General features: G+C 68.6%; 17 protein-coding genes and 3 pseudogenes. 10 read left to right on the top strand and 10 right to left on the bottom strand.

The window, feature by feature from the left end:
- Nucleotides 1–398 (bottom strand): annotated as a pseudogene (locus tag ACTWQJ_RS25750) (sugar phosphate isomerase/epimerase family protein); the annotation flags it as partial.
- Between the two features lie 19 nt (nt 399–417).
- Nucleotides 418–1464: a zinc-dependent alcohol dehydrogenase gene (locus tag ACTWQJ_RS25745; protein ID WP_443308942.1), complete on the bottom strand. Its 1047-nt coding sequence runs from the start codon at nt 1462–1464 to the stop codon at nt 418–420.
- 120 nt (nt 1465–1584) lie between these two features.
- Here ACTWQJ_RS25745 and ACTWQJ_RS25740 point away from each other — a divergent pair, with 120 nt between their 5' ends.
- Genes ACTWQJ_RS25740 through ACTWQJ_RS25720 form a run of 5 tightly spaced genes read left to right on the top strand, consistent with a single transcriptional unit; the run spans nt 1585 to nt 7065 of the window.
- Nucleotides 1585–2988: an ABC transporter substrate-binding protein gene (locus tag ACTWQJ_RS25740; protein ID WP_443308941.1), complete on the top strand. Its 1404-nt coding sequence runs from the start codon at nt 1585–1587 to the stop codon at nt 2986–2988.
- 31 nt (nt 2989–3019) lie between these two features.
- Nucleotides 3020–4039 carry a carbohydrate ABC transporter permease gene (locus tag ACTWQJ_RS25735; protein WP_443308940.1) on the top strand — a complete coding sequence of 340 codons (1020 nt, stop codon included), beginning with the start codon at nt 3020–3022 and terminating at the stop codon, nt 4037–4039.
- Entirely contained in the window at nt 4036–4920 is an 885-nt protein-coding gene (locus ACTWQJ_RS25730) for a carbohydrate ABC transporter permease (RefSeq protein WP_443308939.1), read from the top strand. Before ACTWQJ_RS25735 ends, ACTWQJ_RS25730 begins: the two co-directional genes overlap by 4 nt.
- Nucleotides 4921–4923: 3 nt before the next feature.
- A complete protein-coding gene (locus ACTWQJ_RS25725) occupies nt 4924–6138 on the top strand; it encodes an ROK family protein (protein WP_443308938.1) in 1215 nt (404 codons plus the stop codon).
- A 39-nt stretch (nt 6139–6177) separates the two neighbouring features.
- The gene (locus tag ACTWQJ_RS25720; RefSeq protein WP_443308944.1) at nt 6178–7065 is read left to right on the top strand and encodes a Gfo/Idh/MocA family protein; all 888 of its coding nucleotides are present in this window, start codon (nt 6178–6180) and stop codon (nt 7063–7065) included.
- Between the two features lie 393 nt (nt 7066–7458).
- Here the strand turns inward: ACTWQJ_RS25720 and ACTWQJ_RS25715 are convergent, their stop codons facing one another.
- From ACTWQJ_RS25715 to ACTWQJ_RS25705, 3 genes and pseudogenes are all read right to left on the bottom strand, one after another.
- Nucleotides 7459–8211 (bottom strand): hypothetical protein, encoded by a 753-nt coding sequence (locus ACTWQJ_RS25715; RefSeq protein WP_443308937.1) that lies wholly within the window; start codon nt 8209–8211, stop codon nt 7459–7461.
- Between the two features lie 200 nt (nt 8212–8411).
- A pseudogene (locus ACTWQJ_RS25710) lies at nt 8412–8906 on the bottom strand (helix-turn-helix domain-containing protein); the annotation flags it as partial.
- A 30-nt stretch (nt 8907–8936) separates the two neighbouring features.
- Nucleotides 8937–9323: a hypothetical protein gene (locus ACTWQJ_RS25705; RefSeq protein ID WP_443308936.1), complete on the bottom strand. Its 387-nt coding sequence runs from the start codon at nt 9321–9323 to the stop codon at nt 8937–8939.
- A 267-nt stretch (nt 9324–9590) separates the two neighbouring features.
- Between ACTWQJ_RS25705 and ctaD the strand changes: the two genes are divergently transcribed.
- The 3 genes and pseudogenes from ctaD to ACTWQJ_RS25690 form a co-directional block, all read left to right on the top strand.
- A complete protein-coding gene (ctaD, locus tag ACTWQJ_RS25700) occupies nt 9591–11312 on the top strand; it encodes an aa3-type cytochrome oxidase subunit I (RefSeq protein WP_443308943.1) in 1722 nt (573 codons plus the stop codon).
- On the top strand, nt 11309–11650 hold the full coding sequence (locus tag ACTWQJ_RS25695) for a hypothetical protein (RefSeq protein WP_443308935.1): 342 nt from the start codon (nt 11309–11311) through the stop codon (nt 11648–11650). The genes ctaD and ACTWQJ_RS25695 overlap by 4 nt, the downstream gene beginning before the upstream one ends.
- A gap of 99 nt (nt 11651–11749) precedes the next feature.
- Nucleotides 11750–11879: pseudogene (locus ACTWQJ_RS25690) on the top strand (IS982 family transposase); the annotation flags it as partial.
- Between the two features lie 60 nt (nt 11880–11939).
- Here ACTWQJ_RS25690 and ACTWQJ_RS25685 read toward each other — a convergent pair.
- The 5 genes from ACTWQJ_RS25685 to ACTWQJ_RS25665 all read right to left on the bottom strand — a co-directional run bounded on the left by ACTWQJ_RS25685 (nt 11940) and on the right by ACTWQJ_RS25665 (nt 15257).
- A complete protein-coding gene (locus tag ACTWQJ_RS25685) occupies nt 11940–13280 on the bottom strand; it encodes a DUF2254 domain-containing protein (RefSeq protein WP_443308934.1) in 1341 nt (446 codons plus the stop codon).
- Nucleotides 13281–13808: 528 nt separating this feature from the next.
- Nucleotides 13809–13931, bottom strand: a complete 123-nt coding sequence (ykgO, locus tag ACTWQJ_RS25680; RefSeq protein WP_073895679.1) for a type B 50S ribosomal protein L36 — start codon at nt 13929–13931, stop codon at nt 13809–13811.
- A 37-nt stretch (nt 13932–13968) separates the two neighbouring features.
- On the bottom strand, nt 13969–14229 hold the full coding sequence (locus ACTWQJ_RS25675; RefSeq protein WP_443308933.1) for a type B 50S ribosomal protein L31: 261 nt from the start codon (nt 14227–14229) through the stop codon (nt 13969–13971).
- A gap of 51 nt (nt 14230–14280) precedes the next feature.
- Nucleotides 14281–14445: a 50S ribosomal protein L33 gene (rpmG, locus tag ACTWQJ_RS25670; RefSeq protein WP_409474479.1), complete on the bottom strand. Its 165-nt coding sequence runs from the start codon at nt 14443–14445 to the stop codon at nt 14281–14283.
- 602 nt (nt 14446–15047) lie between these two features.
- On the bottom strand, nt 15048–15257 hold the full coding sequence (locus ACTWQJ_RS25665) for an Arc family DNA-binding protein (RefSeq protein ID WP_443308932.1): 210 nt from the start codon (nt 15255–15257) through the stop codon (nt 15048–15050).
- Between the two features lie 28 nt (nt 15258–15285).
- Here ACTWQJ_RS25665 and ACTWQJ_RS25660 point away from each other — a divergent pair, with 28 nt between their 5' ends.
- Both ACTWQJ_RS25660 and ACTWQJ_RS25655 read left to right on the top strand, forming a co-directional pair.
- Nucleotides 15286–16845 carry an RNA-guided endonuclease InsQ/TnpB family protein gene (locus tag ACTWQJ_RS25660; protein ID WP_443308931.1) on the top strand — a complete coding sequence of 520 codons (1560 nt, stop codon included), beginning with the start codon at nt 15286–15288 and terminating at the stop codon, nt 16843–16845.
- Nucleotides 16846–16908: 63 nt separating this feature from the next.
- Nucleotides 16909–17616, top strand: a 708-nt coding sequence (locus ACTWQJ_RS25655) for a C45 family autoproteolytic acyltransferase/hydolase (RefSeq protein WP_443308930.1), incomplete at its 3' end; no start/stop codon positions are given.

Raw genomic sequence — 17616 nt, 5'->3', positions numbered from 1 at the left:
GTCAGGCCGGCCAGCAGGACCTCGTGGTCCTCCTGCTCGCTGCGCGGCGGTTCGAAGGGCGGCAGGCGGCGCGAGAACATGCCGTAGGAGGCCGGGGTCTGGGCGCCCAGACCGCCGATCTCGGCGATCACGGTGAGCTGGGACTTCATCTGGGCGACGGCGTCACGGCGCTGCTCGGCGTCGAAGGCGCCGAGGAAGTGCAGCATGTCGACGCACACGGTCGGCATGACCACGCCGTCCTTGCGGGCCTGGCGCAGTTCGTCGAGGCGGGAGGCGAAGTGGAAGTCGCCTTTGCCGCGCAGTTCGATGGCGTCGTAGCCGGCCTGCTGGGCGAAGTCCCACTTGGCCTGCAGGGTGTCTCCGGGCAGGAGTTGTTCCTGAACGGCGGTCTTGAGCATGAGGGGCCTTTCAGAACTCTCAGAATTCCAGGACGACCTGCAGCGCCTCGGCGGGGCGCTCGTCCAGCAGTACGTAGGCTTCGGCGGCGTCGGCGGCCGGGATCACATGGCTCACCAGGGAGGTGACGTCCACCTGTCCTTCGGCGACCAGCCGCAGGAAGGTCTGCTGGAGGCGCTCGACGGTCCAGCGGTTCGCCAGCTGCGGAGGGACTCCGCCGATCTGGGAGCAGATGAGCTGTACGCGGTTGTGGTGGAACTCGTCGCCCAGGCGCAGGCCGATCCCGTCGCCCTGGTAGAAGCCGGAGGCAACCACGCGGCCGCCGACCGCGACCGAACGCAGGGCCTCGTGCAGGGCCGGGTAGGCGCCGCTGATCTCGATGGCGAGGTCGGCGCCGAGGCCGGCGGTGGCCTCGCGGATGCGTTCGGCGACGGCGTCGGAGCGGGCGTTCAGGGTGTGGTGGGCGCCGTAGCGCTTGGCCGTCTCCAGACGGCCGTCGAGGGCGTCCACGGCGGTGACGCGGGCGCCGTTGAGCTGGGCGAGGCGGGTGGTGAGCAGGCCGATGACGCCCTGGCCGAAGACGGCGACGTCCTCGCCGAGGTGGACGTCGCCGGCCAGGACGGCGTTGTAGGCGATGGCGCCGACCCGGGCGAAGGCGCCGGCCAGCGGCTCGAGCCCCGCGGGCAGGGTGTGGCCGATCATGCGCTCGGCCGGGACCATGCCCTCGCTGCGGTGGCCCCAGATGCCCCACACCAGATCCCCGGGCTGCGGCAGCCCCGGGGTGCCGGCCAGCTCCGGGGCGACCTCGATGACCTCGCCGACCTCCGAGTATCCCCAGCCGGCCACGGGGTATTCGATGCCTGCCGCGCCCTCGCGGAACAGCCGCGCCTCGGAATCCCAGGTCCGCGTCAGGTACGGGTTCGTCCCACGGTAGGCGGTCAGTTCGGTGCCGGCCGAGATGCCCGAGTAGCGGGTGCGGACTCTCAGATGCCCTGGGGGCAGTGCGGCTCTGGTGTGCTCGGCGACCTCCACCTGACGTGGGCCGGTGAACTGTACGACGCGTTCCACGGATGACTCCGGAAAGGGTTGCGGGTGCGGTTGCGTCGACAATAACCCCAACTTATGTCTTGTCAACAAGCAAAAGTGATGCTGAGATGCGTGCCCAGTAGACGTAAGTGAGGACACGCAATGCACACCACGAGCCGGCGGTCGAGCATGACCGCGGTGGGCATCACGGCAGCCCTGGGACTGGGACTGCTCACGGGCTGTGCCGGCAGCACGGGGCCCGGCACACCGGACCGCGAGATAACGGTCTGGTCCCAGGAGAACCTGCCCGACCGTATCGCTGCGACGCAGAAGGTCATCGACGGGTTCGAGAAGGAGACCGGGATCAAGGTCCGTCTCGTCGGTGTCGACGAGGGCCAGATGCCCCAGCTGATCATGTCGGCGGCGGCCTCGGGCACCCTGCCCGACGTCATCGGCGCGGCTCCCATGGGCCAGGTCTGGCAGATGTACACCAACGAGCTGCTCAACACCGACATCCCGAAGGAGATCATCAGCGAGCTCGGACGCGGCACCTTCAACGCCAACGCGCTGGATCTGACGTCCGACGGCGGCACCAGCCTCGGCGTGCCCTCCGACGCCTGGCTCCAGCTGCTGGTCTACCGCAAGGACCAGTTCGACGAGAAACACCTGGCCGCCCCCGACACCTACCCGCGGACCCTGGCCGCCGCCAAGGCGCTCACCACCAAGGGCCACGACGGCGTCTCGGCCGCCACCGATCCGGGCGACGTCTTCACCTCGCAGAGCTTCGAGAGCCTGGCGCTCGCCAACGACTGCCAGCTCGTCGACGACCGGCACGAGGTCGCCCTCGAGTCCCCGCAGTGCGAGACCGCCTTCAGGACCTACGACGAGCTCGCCCGCACCTACGGCGCCCCGGGCACCCAGACCGTGGACTCCACCCGCGCCACCTACTTCGCGGGCCAGTCCTCGATGATCATCTGGTCGTCGTTCCTGCTGGACGAGCTCGCCGGCCTGCGCAAGGACGCCCTGCCCAGCTGCCCCGAGTGCCGCAAGGACCCGGAGTACCTCGCGTCCAACAGCGGCATCGTCACCGCGATGCAGGGCCCGGACGCCGACGAGGCGGCGCAGTTCGGCGAGATCACCTCCTGGGTGACCACCAAGACTGCCGAGACCGCCGCCTCCAGCGAGTTCATCGAGTACATGATGGGCTCCGGCTACGAGTCCTGGTTCGGCATGGCCCCCGAGGGCAAGATCCCGGTCCGCAAGGGCACGGCCGACCAGCCCGACCGCTACATCGACGCCTGGCGCCACAGCGACATCGGTGTCGACACCAAGAAGCCCTTCGACCAGGTCTATCCCGCGAGCCTGCTCAACCAGCTCGCCGACGGCGTCAGCAACATGCGGCGCTGGGGCATCACCCAGGGCGAGGGCGCGCTGGTCGGCGCCACCAACGGTGAACTGCCTGTGCCCAAGGCCATCGGTGCCATGACCAGCGGCCAGACCTCCCCCTCGGAGGCGGCGCGCGAAGCCGGCGACGAGGTCGCCGCCCTCAAGAAGTCCCTGCAGTAGCCGCCCACCTGCACGTCACGAAGGTCCCCTCATGACTACAGCTCCAGCCGGCGCGCCGCAGCGCCGGGACACCAGCCCCGGGCCGGCCGACCGGCCCGCGCCCCCGGGCCGCCGCCTGATGACCGCCAGCCGTCGCGAGAACCGCGCGGGCCTCGCGTTCGTCTCCCCCACCTTCATCGTGGTCTTCGTGGTGGTCATCCTGCCCATCCTGTGGACCGTGCTGCTGGCCTTCCAGGACGCCAAACTCGTCGACATCCAGGGAATGGGCCTGTTCGGCAACTGGTCCCTGGACAACTTCGCCCAGGTCTTCGACTCCGCCGGCTTCTGGTCCAGCCTGAGCACCACCCTCATCTACACCGCGGGTGCCACGCTCGGCTCCGTCCTCCTCGGGCTCGTCGCCGCACTCGCCCTGCGCAAGCCCTTCCGCGGCCGCGGTCTGCTGCGCGCCGCGATGCTGCTGCCCTACGTGGCCCCCGTCGTGGCCGTGGCCTTCGTCTGGGAGGTCGCGCTCAGCCCCCAGTACGGCGTGGTCAACGACTGGGGCCGGCGCCTGTTCGGCTGGGACGACCCCATCGCCTTCCTCTCCACCCGCGAGTACGAAGTCCACCTGCTCGGGCTGCACTTCGACATCCCCCTGGCGCTGCTGACCGTCATCGCCTTCGAGTGCTGGCGCTACTTCCCCTTCGCCTTCCTGTTCATCCTCGCCCGGCTGCAGGCGGTCCCCGACGGCCTGGAAGAGGCCGCCATGGTCGACGGGGCCGCCCCCACCCAGCGCTTCCGCCACATCCTGCTGCCCCAGCTGATGCCGGTCATCGCCCTGTTGTGCGTGCTGCGGTTCATCCTGACCTTCAACAAGTTCGACGACGTCTACCTGCTGACCGGTGGTGGCGCGGGCACCGACGTGGCCGCCGTCCGGGTCTACGACTTCCTCACCGCCCGCTACGACGTGGGTGCCGCGGCTGCCCAGGCGCTCGTCCTGGCCGTCTCGCTCATGATCCTGCTGGGCCTCTACTTCAAGTTCTTCGCCAACAAGGTGCAGGAGGAATCGTGACCCGCAAGGCCGCCCTGACCCGGGCCCGATTCGAGGACAGGCTCTTCGGAGTCCTGCGCTGGATCGTCATCGCGTTCTTCGCGGTGATCACCGTGGTGCCCTTCTACTACATGCTGCTGCTGTCGCTGAAGCCCATCGACGCCCTGCTGCTCGACCCCGGATCCCTGTGGATCTCGGCCAAGGACTTCACCCTGTCCACCTACCAGGACGTGCTGCGCTCCACCGACGACGGCGGCCAGGGCTTCCTGAAGTTCCTGCTCAACTCCGCACTTGTCTCGCTCGGCACGGTCGCCCTGACCATGCTGGCCGCCGTGCCCGGCGCCTACGCCGTCAGCCGGCTGAAGTTCTTCGGCCACCGCCAGGTCAGCGCGCTCTTCCTGGCCGTCTACATGTTCCCGGCGACCCTGCTGGCCGTCCCCCTGTTCGTCGTCTTCGCCAAACTGGGGCTCTCCTCCAGCCTGGTCGGACTCGCCATCGTCTACGTCGCCCAGACCGTGCCGGTGTCGATCTACATGCTGCGCAACTACCTGGTCACCATTCCCTACTCCATCGAGGAGGCGGCCGCACTCGACGGCGCCAGCCGGCTGCAGACCGTCCGGAAGGTGATCCTGCCGCTCGCCCTGCCCTCCCTCATGGCGACCGGCCTGTACATCTTCATGATCGCCTGGAACGAGTTCCTGTTCGCCCTGCTCTTCCTGGCCGCCGAGCCCGGCAAGTGGACCGTCCCCCTCGGACTGGCCCAGCTCTCCAACGGCATCGAGGTCTCCAAGACCGTCCTCATGGCCGGGTCCGTGGTGCTGACGATCCCCGTGGTACTTCTGTTCTTCGCCGCCGAGCGCCTGCTCACCGAGGGCCTGACCAGCGGCGCCGACAAGAGCTGAACCATGGGGGAACCACTGATGACGCCGAATCAGGCCAGTGCGGGCGAACTGCTGCAGCTGATCCGCAGCGGCCGTGCCAACACCCGCGCCGACCTGCAGAGCGCGACCGGTCTGTCCCGCTCCACCGTCGGACAGCGCCTGGACCTCCTCAACCGCGCCGGGTGGCTGCGGCACACCACCAATACCTCCACCGGCGGCCGTCCCTCCCACCGCATCGACTTCGACCCGGCCCACGCGTCGGTCATCGCCGTCGACCTGGAGACCCGGCATGCGCGCCTCGCCGTTCTCGACCTGGCCGGCACCATCCTCGCCGAGCACACCGGACCCCTGCGCATCACCGACGGCCCGGACCAGGTGCTGGACCAACTGGCTGCGGGGTTCCCCGACCTGATCGCCGCCGCCGGAGTCGACGCCACCCACATCTGCGGCATCGGACTGTCCGTACCCGGGCCCGTCGACTTCGAGACCGGCCGAGTCGTCGAACCCCCGAGCATGCCCGGCTGGGACCAGTACCCCATCCGCGAACGCCTCCAGACGGCCTACGCCGACCACGTCGGTCCCAGCATGGACGACGGGCCCGTCCCCGTCTTCGTCGACAACGACGCCAACCTGATGGCGCTGGCCGAACACCAGGCCAACCACCCGGACTGCTCGGCGTTCGTCCTGGTCAAGGTCTCCACCGGCATCGGTGCCGGAGTCGTCGTCGGCAACCAGGTCTACCGGGGCATCGACGGCGGCGCCGGCGACATCGGCCACATCCGGCTCCACGACCGGCCCGACGCACTGTGCATGTGCGGCTCCCACGGCTGCCTGGCCGCCGTCGCCAGCGGCCGGGCGCTGGCCAAGGAGCTCTCGCGCCTCGGCGTCGAGACCACGTCCGGATCCGATGTCCGCCGCCTGCTCGCCGAGGGACACCCCGACGCCATCCGCCTCGCCCGAGACGCCGGCCGACGCGCCGGCGAGGTCCTCGTCACCGTCGTCACCCTCCTCAACCCCGGGGTGCTGATGCTGGCCGGCGACCTCTCCGGCGTCCCGTTCATGACGGGGGTGCGCGAGCTGCTCTACCAGCGCGCCATGCCCCGCACCACGGCCAACCTGCAGATCGTCACCTCACGCCTCGGCGACCACGCCGGTCTCATCGGAGCCGCGACCATGGTCGTGGAGTTCCTCTACTCCGCGGCCCGAGCCGATGCCCGCCTCAACCGCCTCGCACCTTGACCACACGGGTCACCGCACGCAGACAGGAACATCGTGACCATCACATCCGCCCCCTGGCCCCACCGCCCCGTGGAGGTCGGACTCGTGGGTGCCGGCCCCTGGGCACGGGCCATGCACGCCCGCATGCTCGCCGCCGGCCCGGAAACCCGACTGGCCGCCGTCTGGGCCCGCCGGCCCGAAGCCGCGCAGCAGGCCGCGGCTCCCTACACGGCGCACGTGGCCGCCAGTTTCGACGAACTGCTCGACCACTGTGAGGCCGTCGCCTTCGCCGTGCCGCCCGCCGTCCAGGCCGAACTGGCACCGCTCGCGGCCAAGCAGGGCAAAGCCCTCCTGCTGGAGAAGCCCCTCGGCCCCGATCTGGCGGCGGCGCAACGCCTCGCGGACGCCGTCGCCGACACCGGCGTCATCTCCCAGCTCGTCCTCACCAAGCGCTACCACCCCACGACCCGGGCCTTCCTCGACGCCGCCCGTGGGCTCGACGTGGTCGGCGCCCGCTCCTGCTATCTCCACGGCGCGTTCCTGAGCGGCGACTTCGCCACCGGCTGGCGCCTCGAACACGGCGCACTGCTCGACCTGGGCCCCCACCTGCTCGACCTCCTCGACGCCGCGATCGGCCCGATCACCCACATCCGCGGCACCGGTGACCCACGCCGCTGGATCGAGCTGACCTGCGAGCATGCCAACGGTGCCGTGAGTCAGGCGTCCCTGTCCGGTGCGGTCGACGTGCCGCGCGTCCTGACCCGCATCGAGCTCTTCGGCTCCGGACCGCAAGTGGTCTACGACACGGCCGGCATCGACCACGAGGAATGCTGGCCCGTCCTCCGGCGCGACTTCGCCACCGCCCTGCGCACGCACACCCCGACCGAACTCGACGCCCGGCGGGGCCTGTACCTGCAGACCCTCATCGAGCAGGCCACACCACGCTGAACCAGCCCCCTTCCAGGGACCGTGCCGACATCCGGGCGGCACGGTCCCTCCCGGAACGCGAGCGAAGGCAGACCCCCGTTCGCCGACTCACCCCATCGACAGACCGTGTCCGGCCTCGTCTTCCTGGTGCGCGGCACCGGTCGGTGCATCATCCCCTCGCGTGTCTGTGAACCGTGCGGCCATCCCGTCCGCGCGGCCCGGAACCGTCTGTGCCGGGACTGCCGGCGCAAGGCCGAGCGACTCGCGGCCCAGGAGCCGTGCCCGCGCTGCGGCAAACTGAGCTGTCTGCGGGAGGACACCGGCTGGTGCGGGTCGTGCTCGCGCCCGGGTCCGCCGAAGCAGCCGCCGCGGGGCTGACGCGAGTGTGGGCATCTGCAGCCGCAGTGCCAGCCCTCACTCGCTGATGTCGACAGACGCTGAGTCGCATTCGGTCGGGTTCGCGCCGCTCGGCCCGTCGACCATGCACACCTTCAGGCCCACGTACGTCCAGTCCGGGAGATTCCCGAACGGATCCCAGATCGTCCACGGTTCGCTGTCCCGGTCCCCCTTCCTGATCACCGGGATGGGGTGGTACGTCGACCGCCCCATGCAGTCCTTGAGGATGTTCAGCGCGGAAAAGACCGTGCCCGCCGGTTCCTCCTCATCACCCGGCTGCACCCTCGCGCCGTCCTCGCCCCCGTCGTCCGGGGCCTGCTCGGAGCCCATGGCGGGCTGGGTAGCGGCCGGGTGTTCGGCGAGTGCCTGCTGCTGGGTGGCACCGGCGGCCGAGGCCCCAGTGTCGGCGTTAGTGCGCAGGGCAGGGCAGTAGGCGCGCAGCGCGGGGTCGTAGCCACGCAGCGCGTTGGCCAGGCGGCGGCCCTCGGCGGTGTCCGGCAGTTGCGTCACCGACTTGAAGGCGGAGACCAGTTCGACGCCGAGGTTCTCCACGGCTGCGTCGTCGCCGTCGCCCACCGCGGTGCGCAGGGCGGCCAGGACACGAGTGGCGTCGGCGGGGAGACCCTGCTGGGCGCCGGACGTGTAGGGCAGCGCCGCCTCCGCCAGTTCCACCGCACGGCGCTCGGGGGGATCGGTGAAGCGGGCGTGGAGCAGGTCGGGCTGGAGGTACGCCGAGCCGATCATGCCGAAGTCGCGTTCCGTAAACGTCACTTGGACCTTGGAAGGGTCCGCGGTCGCTGTGAGCGTCACGGACGTCGGCGTCCAGGAGGCCCAGGAGCGCGGGGTCATCGCTGTCCACGACGGCCAGCACCGGTACGCGCAGGGTGCGCGCGAGGCCGGCCAGGACCTGGGAGGCGTCCGGCAGGCGGTCGCCGGACAGGGGAAGGGCTCGAGCCGAGCCCACACTGCGATGTCCGCGGCCACACGACTGGTGTTCCGTCCGGGCGCCGGATCTCCCCGGCCAGCCGCTCCTGGGCATACTCGCGCAGCCGCTCATCGGCGACCAGCTTTGGCGTCTTCGGACGCCGCGCCATGAACTCCGCCTTCCACTGCGCGATCGAAGCCCGGTGGTCGAGCTGCCTGCCGCGTGTGGCGCGTTGCACCGCAGTTCCCGAGAGACGGTCCATGCCGACCTGCCCAGCCGGTCGCGCGATCTCGCGTACTCCCACGTCCTGGGCTTTGAGTACAGCGTTCTCCTCGCGTTCCGCGAAGGATGGATATCTGCTCCATGGCGGGTTGAGTCGGATCGACGGCATGGCGCCACGTTCGCGGAACCACCTGAACCGACCGGTCCCCGACACGCAGGACGGGACGGCAGCGTCCTCGCTGGTCAGCCCCTCGGCGATGTTCACCCAGAACGCGCGCTCCACATTTCGACGGATCGGGGGCCTGCCCGGCGAACGCAGGGCCGGACCGCCGCAGTCGGCAGGCGGTCCTCAGCGCATCGGTGCCCAGCTCGGTGCGCAGATATCGGCGGTGGCCCAGCTGGCCACCCGGCGGCGCTCGCTGCTGGTCAGCCCCTCCCCCTCACCCGCGTCAACCTCGGCCTGGCTGCCCCACAGCTGCATCGCGGTCTCGGTCAGGTCGAAGTTGGCGACCTGACCGACCGAGCGGTCACCACGCCGCCACAGGTCGACGATCTCGGCCTTGAATCCGGTGTGAACGAGTGCGGAGGACGCGGCTTCTTCTTCCCCATGCTCTCCATGATGGACATCCTCCCGGGGCACTACCCCTGATCTCGGATGTCCGTCACAGCGGATCAAGCCCAATCCCCACACCGAACCGAACAGCTCAACTTCCGCGCCGGACACGGCCATCAGCACCGGTCCGCCTCATAGTGTTAGCCGTTGCAACTGCAGTGCCACCGAGTCACCGATACGGCACTCCGTCTGGTCGAACAAACCCGCGGCGGCGGTCATTGCCCATGTGGCCCGGGATATGCCTCCGATCGGGTGACACGATCGCGTGGGGCATGGGATCGCAGGCCATAGTGGGGCAGAAAGTCATTGCAAGTGTGCGCTGATCCAGTTGGCTGGACCGGAATCGGGTCGGCACGCAGATCGAGAACAACCAGGAGCCACAGCGTGCCCATGCATTCCGAGTCCCCATCCAGCACCTCGCCGGTGGATTTCTATGAGAACGAGGTGCCGGTCCGGCGCAGGCGGCCTGGGAATGTGGTGGTGAAGTGGCTGACCACCACCGATCACAAGACCATCGGCACCCTGTACATCAGCACAGCTTTCGGCTTCTTCTGCTTCGGCGGCCTCCTGGCGATGTTCATGCGCGCCGAACTGGCGCGTCCGGGCACGCAGATCATGTCGAACGAGCAGTTCAACCAGGCATTCACGATGCACGGCCTGATCATGCTGCTGATGTTCGCGACGCCGTTGTTCGCAGGCTTCACGAACTGGATCATGCCGCTGCAGATCGGCGCGCCGGACGTCGCGTTCCCACGGCTGAACATGTTCGCGTACTGGCTGTACCTCTTCGGCTCGCTGATCGCGGTGGCCGGCTTCCTCACCCCGAACGGCGCCGCGGACTTCGGCTGGTTCATGTACAACCCGCTCTCGGACGCCGAGCATTCGCCCAATGTCGGCGCGGACATGGCCATCATGGGTCTGGCCTTCTCCGGCTTCGGCACGATCCTGGGTGCGGTCAACTTCATCACCACGATCATCTGCATGCGCGCACCCGGCATGACGATGTTCCGCATGTCGATCTTCTGCTGGAACGCGCTGCTGACCAGCGTCCTGGTCCTGCTCGCCTTCCCGGTCCTGGCCGCGGCCCTGTTCGCGCTGGAGGCGGACCGCAAGTTCGGCTCGCATGTCTTCGACGCGGCCAACGGCGGAGCCCTGCTCTGGCAGCACCTCTTCTGGTTCTTCGGCCACCCAGAGGTGTACATCATCGCGCTGCCGTTCTTCGGCATCATCAGTGAGATCATCCCGGTCTTCTCCCGCAAGCCGATGTTTGGCTACTCGGGTCTGATCGCGGCGACCATCGCGATCACGGGTCTGTCCGTGACCGTGTGGGCCCACCACATGTACGTCACCGGCGGTGTACTCCTGCCGTTCTTCGCCTTCATGAGCTTCCTCATTGCCGTCCCGACCGGCGTGAAGTTCTTCAACTGGATCGGCACGATGTGGAAGGGCTCGCTGTCCTTCGAGACACCGATGCTCTGGGCCACCGGCTTCCTGGTGACGTTCCTTTTCGGTGGTCTGACCGGTGTCATCCTGGCCTCGCCGCCGATGGATTTCCACCTCTCCGACTCCTACTTCGTCGTCGCGCACTTCCACTACGTCGTCTTCGGCACCGTGGTCTTCGCGATGTTCGCCGGATTCCACTACTGGTGGCCGAAGTTCTCTGGCCGGCTGCTGGACGAGCGCCTCGGCAAGATCACCTTCTGGACGCTGTTCATCGGCTTCCACGGCACCTTCCTGGTCCAGCACTGGGTGGCTGCCGAGGGCATGCCGCGCCGGTACGCCGACTACCTCGCCGCCGATGGCTTCACCGCCCTGAACACCATCTCGACGATCGCCTCGTTCCTGCTGGGTCTGTCGATCCTGCCGTTCCTCTACAACGTGTGGAAGACGGCCAGGCACGGCCAGAAGATCGAGGTCGACGACCCGTGGGGCTACGGCCGCTCGCTCGAATGGGCGACGTCCTGCCCGCCGCCGAGGCACAACTTCCTCACCCTGCCGCGGATCCGCTCCGAATCGCCGGCATTCGATCTGCACCATCCGGACATCGCCCAACTCGAGCACACCGGCGTGGGTGCGCGGAGCGTGAGCGGCCCGGGGAAGGAACTGCGGTGAACCGTCCGTCCCCTGACGATTCAGTCCAGGGCGGGCTGCACCAACTCGACGGCTACCTCTACTGGCAGGCCGAACTGGCCGAAGCGCGCAAGGAAGCCATGGCCTTCTGCGACAGGCTGCCCTGGCTCACGACCGACGAGCGCCACGATCTCGAAGAGGAGTACACCCGCGCCCGCGTGGACATGGCCAAGGCCGCCATCCGCCGCATCGCCGACCGGTGCACCGAACTGCGCGCCGAATACGAGGCCCGCTACCAGCACCTGCGCCGGCGGACCGTCGCACTCACCCTCGGCACGGCGTCCTGCATCCTCGCGGTGTGGGAACTGCTACGTCACTGACCGGCCGGGTCGGTGACCCCAACGCTCCAGCGTGATCTTCAACATGTCCGAAGGTACGCTCGAACAGCACCTCCACCGGCTGCGGGCGAGTATGCCGGACGCGGCCGCACACCGGGCGGCGTGATCGCCCGCGTGCTGCAGCGCATCCTCGCGCTGACCGCTGCGATCTGGCACAACGCCCACACCGGCCGGCTCGTCCTGCGCTCACTGACCGCCCTACGATCACTGACCCCTTGGAATCGATCATCTAGGTGCCAGTTGCATGTTTACATGCGTCTCCGCCGACTGGTCAGGGAATTTGTGACTCGTCCGGTCGTTTGCCGGGTGTGTGAGCGGTCAGCCGGTTCTTGGCCACCTGCTGACGTACGGATTCCGCCTCTGCGTACGCGAGGGCAAGGTCGGTCGGCTGGGCGACCTGTCGCTCGGCCTCGGTGACAACGATGCGGGCTTGTTCTTCGATCGCCGCGCCCCGCTCGGCATCGTCAGCGACCACGGCGGCGCAGTTGTGCAACAGCCGAAGCAGAGCATGGGCAACGGTTGGTTCACGAGCCCCGTAGCGGCGGATGAGCCCGCACATCACGGCGAGGTATTCCGGAAACCGCCGCCCGGGAATGATCACGACGGCGCCGCTGTCGTCTCGAACGATGTGGTTTCCCAGTGGGCGCTGCGCGAGCGCGCAAAAGATCACGGACAGGTGATCGATGGCCTGAACCGCTGTGTACGGATCGTTGACCGCCGGCGACAGCGCCTTACATGCGACGTCGACCAGTTGCCGGATTCCGAACGCGGCGTCCTGTTCCAGGGTGCGCTCGAATCCGACACGGACCCCGGCGTCCAGCACCCGCGAGAACCTCTGGGGGTCAGGAGCGGGATCGCTCGGTGAGCCACGCCAGATCCACGCCAGCGTCGTTCCGGCGACGACGTGTTCGCCGACCCGGGGCCGCAGCCGCAGACAGACCTCGTGCTCGGCCGCGATAGGCAGCAGCAGGTGAGGACGCACCACCTGCACGTACCCGGACCGCTGGGCGGCGATAGGCACGGCCCACTCCGGTACTTCCATGAGCTCCTCGCCGCCGGCGAATACCCCGTCGCGGACCACCTGGACGGTATTACGCTCCACCCCACTCATGATCGCGTCGACCTGGATGGAGTGCAGGAGATGGTCGGCGAAGAACACCAGCAGGCCGAGGCTGACGAAGAGCAGTACGATCGCGCCGCTCACCGCGAGCCGGGGAAAGCTGGCGGAGCGGCCCCCTCCCGAGACGCCAACCGTGTACAGACCAGCCGCGCTGTAGGCGAAGGTCGCCACGAAGACGCTGAGCACGATCTGGTTGGGCCGATCGCGAAGAAAGTTGCGCAGCAGCCGGGGCGAGAACTGGGTGGACGACAACTGCAGCGCGACCACGGTCAGGCCCAGCAGCACCGCGATGACCGTGACCATCGTCCCGGCGATCCCGATCAGCAACGTCCGGGCATCGTCAGCGGTCCCCTGGAATGCCAGCGGCGATCCGGAACCGGTCTTGACCAGGGAGAGCAGTGACCCAGCGACCAGTGCGCCCAGCACGGACAGCGTGGGAAGCACCCACAGCGACCCGCGAACGTACTCCGCCAGCGCATCACGTCGGATCATGTTCGACTCCCGCACGTCGATGCGTGGCCAACCTGGGCCCACACGGGCATGTCTCCACGTACAGCGCAGCCAACGCTGACCACGGCCTGGCATGGCCCAGTATCCGATGAGTTCGTCGACTGTCCAAGTGATCACGCCCCCTGAGATCGCGGCGTGAGAGCGCCTTCCACGGAGGCGTACGGACACCGCCGCAGACCACCCATCCGGACGACGTGCGGCCGCGTGGCTCGGTTCGGCCGTGTGCCGTTCGGCGGGGGTATGCGATCGGCAACACGGGCGGTGATGATGCCGTACTTAAAGCGACCGGCACACGGATCACCTGGGCTCGACTGCGCGACTGGGCCACTGCCCGCGGTCTTCCGGAGTGAGGAAGAAGAACGGTCACCCGCGAGCCGGGTTACCGAGGCAGCAAGCGGATCGTCCGTCGGCACCTGCAGGGCATCCGCGCACCGGAAGGCCGGCCAACAGCGCGCACCGGCCTGGCCCCGCGCGTCGCGGGACCAGGCCGGTCGGGTTTTACGGGTGCCGTCAGCCCTGGCGGGCCTTCAAGCGCGGGTTCTTCTTGTTGACGACGAAGACCACGCCTCGCCGCCGGACCACCTGGGCCCCCGGTTGGGACTTCAGCGAGCGCAAGGACTTGCGCACCTTCATGGCTCCGCTCCTTTCCTGTGCGGATATGGGCTCGCGGTCAGCGCTGGGCTGCCGTCGTACGGCCGTAGCGGCGCTCGAAGCGCTCCACCCGGCCGGCGGTGTCCACGACCCGCGAGGCCCCGGTGTGGAACGGATGGCTCGCCGAGGAGATCTCGACATCGACCAGGGGGTAGGTGTTGCCGTCCTCCCACTCGATCGTCCTTGCCGAGGTGGCCGTGGAGCGGGTCAGAAACACTACGTCTGCGGCGCGGTCACGGAAGACGACCGGACGGGTTTCGGGGTGGATGCCAGACCTCATGGGGATTGTTTCCCTTCTCCTGGTTTCGTCCGCCCGGGGCGGAGGCGTCGCTCAGCGTTCCTCGCGGAAGAGGACGTGCGCCCCGGCCACCGGGTCGTACTTGCGCAGGACCAGCCGGTCGGGGTCGTTGCGGCGGTTCTTGCGCGTCACGTAAGTGATGCCGGTCCCCGCCGTCGACTTCAGCGTCACGACGGGGCGCGCGGTGTTGCGTGCCATGAGGTCCTCCTTTCGCCCGGGCATTGACTGATGCATGCCAGGACCTGTGGACTGGAACAGCGGCTCCTGCCGTCGCATTCCCGCCCGGGCGCGAGACACCCGCTGCCGCAGCCCCGCCGAGACGGATCGACCAGGACACCGACGCGCTGCACGGCGCCGCACGCCCCCGGCTCCGGCCGCGCAGGGAAACGTGTCGACCCCACACGGCTCACCGCCCGCGCCGCCTTCCCGAACCTCATCGACGCCGCTGCACCCGCCATCCCGGCACCTGGCGCCAAGCCGGCTGAGACCTACCGCCCCATCGGCCGCCCCTGAGACAACACGACAGGGGCGAGCAGGGACGGACTCGCCGGCAATCCCTCTGTATGACGGCCGCCGTCATACTCCGACGACAGTCTTCGCGGTCGGCTGGCGCCCGTCGCGGACCCGGCCCTCAGCGGTCCGTGCGCGACGTGGCTTCGCCCGGCCCGACCCGCGCGACGCTTGCGGACACCACGACCGGCTATGCCGCCCGTGGCGGATCGAGGACTTCCGCCGTTACCTGATCATCCCCATCGAGGACCAGCACATCCATCTTGCTTTCGGGCAAGGTGCCTGGTCCTTCAGGGCCGGGGTGGATGCCCGCTCCCGCGTAGCGGGGCAGGGAAAGCCGAATCGCCGCCAGGGCGATTCGGCTTTCCGGAAGGTACGACGCTGAGTCCGGCCTCAAGCAGATGCAGCATCTCGGAGTTGAGTGACCGCCGGTCGGTCTCCGCCTGAGCGGTCAGCCGGAGGTGCAGGTCTTCGGGGAGGCGAAGCGTGAACTTGAGCATGCCGCTGTTGTGCCGCTACGTTGGCGGCATGTCGCGTTTCCGGATGTATCCGGCGAGCGAGCAGGCGGGCATCATGCTCGACCACTGCGCGCACGCCCGGTACGTGTGGAACCTCGCCGTGGAGCAGCACGCGCACTGGTACAAGGGCCGCAAAGCAGCGCCTGGCTTCGCCGAGCAGTGCCGCCAGCTCACCGAGGCCCGGCGTGACAACGAATGGCTGCGTGCTGGTAACGCCGATGTGCAGCAGCAGGCGCTGAAGGACTTCGCCAAGGCCAAGAACGCCAGGTTCACCTCCGGCTTCGGTGAGCCGACGTGGCGCAAGAAGTACAAGCATGAGGGCTTCCGCGTCATCGGCACCGACCGGGTTCCGGAGTTCGAGGCGGACGGGTCGCCGAAGCTGAACGCCAAGGGGAAGCAGGTCATGGGCCGCTCCGTGGCGGTGCACAAGCTCAACCGGCGCTGGGCCCAGGTGAAAGTGCCCGGCTGCGGCTGGGTCCGCTTCCGCCTCACCCGCACCGAGCTGCCGAAGGCGAAGACGTTCCGCGTCACCTTCCGCAACGGCCAGTGGCACATCGCGTTCGCTCTCGCGCCCGAGGCGATCGAGGCGCCCGCAACGGGCGCGGTCATCGGCATCGACCGGGGCGTGACCATCACCGCCGCCCTGTCGGACGGGCGCAGGCTGAACTGCCCGCAGCTCACCGTCAAGGAACGTGCCCAAATCCGCAAGCACCAGCGCCGGGCCGCCCGCGCACCCAAGGGCAGCGAGGCCAAGACCGCCGAATACGCCCAGGTCGCCAAGCTCAAGGCACGCGAAGCCGACCGGCGCAAGGACTGGTGCGAGAAGACCAGCACCATGCTCGCCCGCACCTATGACCTGGTGCGCTTCGAGAAGCTGAACATCAAGAACATGACCGCCTCCGCGAAGGGGACGGCCGACCAGCCCGGCAAGAACGTGCGGCAGAAGGCCGGGCTGAACCGGGCGATCCTCGCCCAGGGCTGGGGCCTGCTCCGCCAGCGCACGGAGCACAAGGCTCCCGGCCGGGTAGAGGACGTCCCCGCACCCTTCACCTCCTTGCGGTGCAGCGCCTGCGGATGGATCGAGAAGAAGTCGCGCAAGAGCCAAGCCGACTTCGTCTGCGTGTCCTGCGGCTTCACCTGCAACGCCGACGAGAACGCAGCAACCAATGTCGCGGCAGGACAGGGCGGGATCCCCCGCCCCCGGCGATCAGCCGGGGGCGGGAGGGACGACAGCGGCCACCGGCCGTTCGAGCGTCCGCGAACCTCAGCCAACCAGGGTTGGAATCCCCCTCTATTAAGCGGGGGGGGAGGATGTCAACTCGTACGACGAGTGCCCGGAGGAGCAGAGGCCAAGCGCAAGGAGCAGGCCGTGGCCGGCCGGCGTCGCGCCGACGAGCACGCGACGGGAGTCCGCGCTCGAGGTCGCGTACGCCGGCGCCTCTCCTTGTCCCAAGGTCATCCGCTGGATCCTGGCCCTGCGCGGCGAAGCGTGTCGCGAGCACCCTGCCATGCGTTCGAGACGATCCGCGAGCACTTCGGATACCTCCCACGGCCACGCCCGATCTGGTGAATTGCCTGCGAAATCAGCTAGGTTGCCACCACCTCGCCCGACGCCCACAGGGGAGCGGCAGCCATGGGCCAGCAGCAGATGATCTTTCGTGCCATCGAGGTCGGTGACGGCAGCGACGGACGCTGGGCTGCCCATACACAGGCTTTGTGGCCGCTCGCGGAGGGGTGGATGACCGAGGAGGGCCGGACCCCGGAGGGGGCGGACCGTGCTCGGAAGCTGTTCGAGGCACACATGCCGGAGCTGGTTCCGGTGCTCGACCGGCTCGCCCGTCAGCTCGACCGGCCCGAAGGGGAAACCTTCCTCACCCTCGCAACCCTGCGACCGTTCTTCTCAGGCTGCACCCAGATCGGCGGCAACGGCACCCTGCTGCGCAACTACGACTTCAGCCCCGACGACTGCGAGGGCACCATCGTTTCCTCCCACTTCCTCCGCCCGGTGATCGGAATGCAGGATGCGGCCTGGGGTTTGCTGGACGGGATGAACGATGCCGGGCTCGCGGTCTCGCTCACCTTCGGCGGGCGATTCGTCCATGGCCCCGGCTTCGCCATTCTCATCGTGCTGCGCTACCTGTTGGAGACGTGTGACACCGTTGACGAGGCACTCAGCAGACTGAAGTCCATACCGATCGCCATCCCGCAGAACGTCACCCTTGTCGACCCCGACCGGGCGGTGACCGTGTTCGTGGGACCGGACATCTCACTGACCGAGGCACCGGACGCCTGCGCTGCCAACCACCAGCACCTTCCGGTGCCTGACGAGCAGGAGCAGTTC

The organism is Streptomyces sp. KR55, from assembly GCF_052245645.1.
In the GTDB taxonomy this organism is placed as follows: Bacteria; Actinomycetota; Actinomycetes; order Streptomycetales; family Streptomycetaceae; genus Streptomyces; species Streptomyces flavusporus.
The sequence above is the reverse complement of the archived record's forward strand: the minus strand, read 5'-3'. Positions and strand labels throughout refer to the sequence as shown.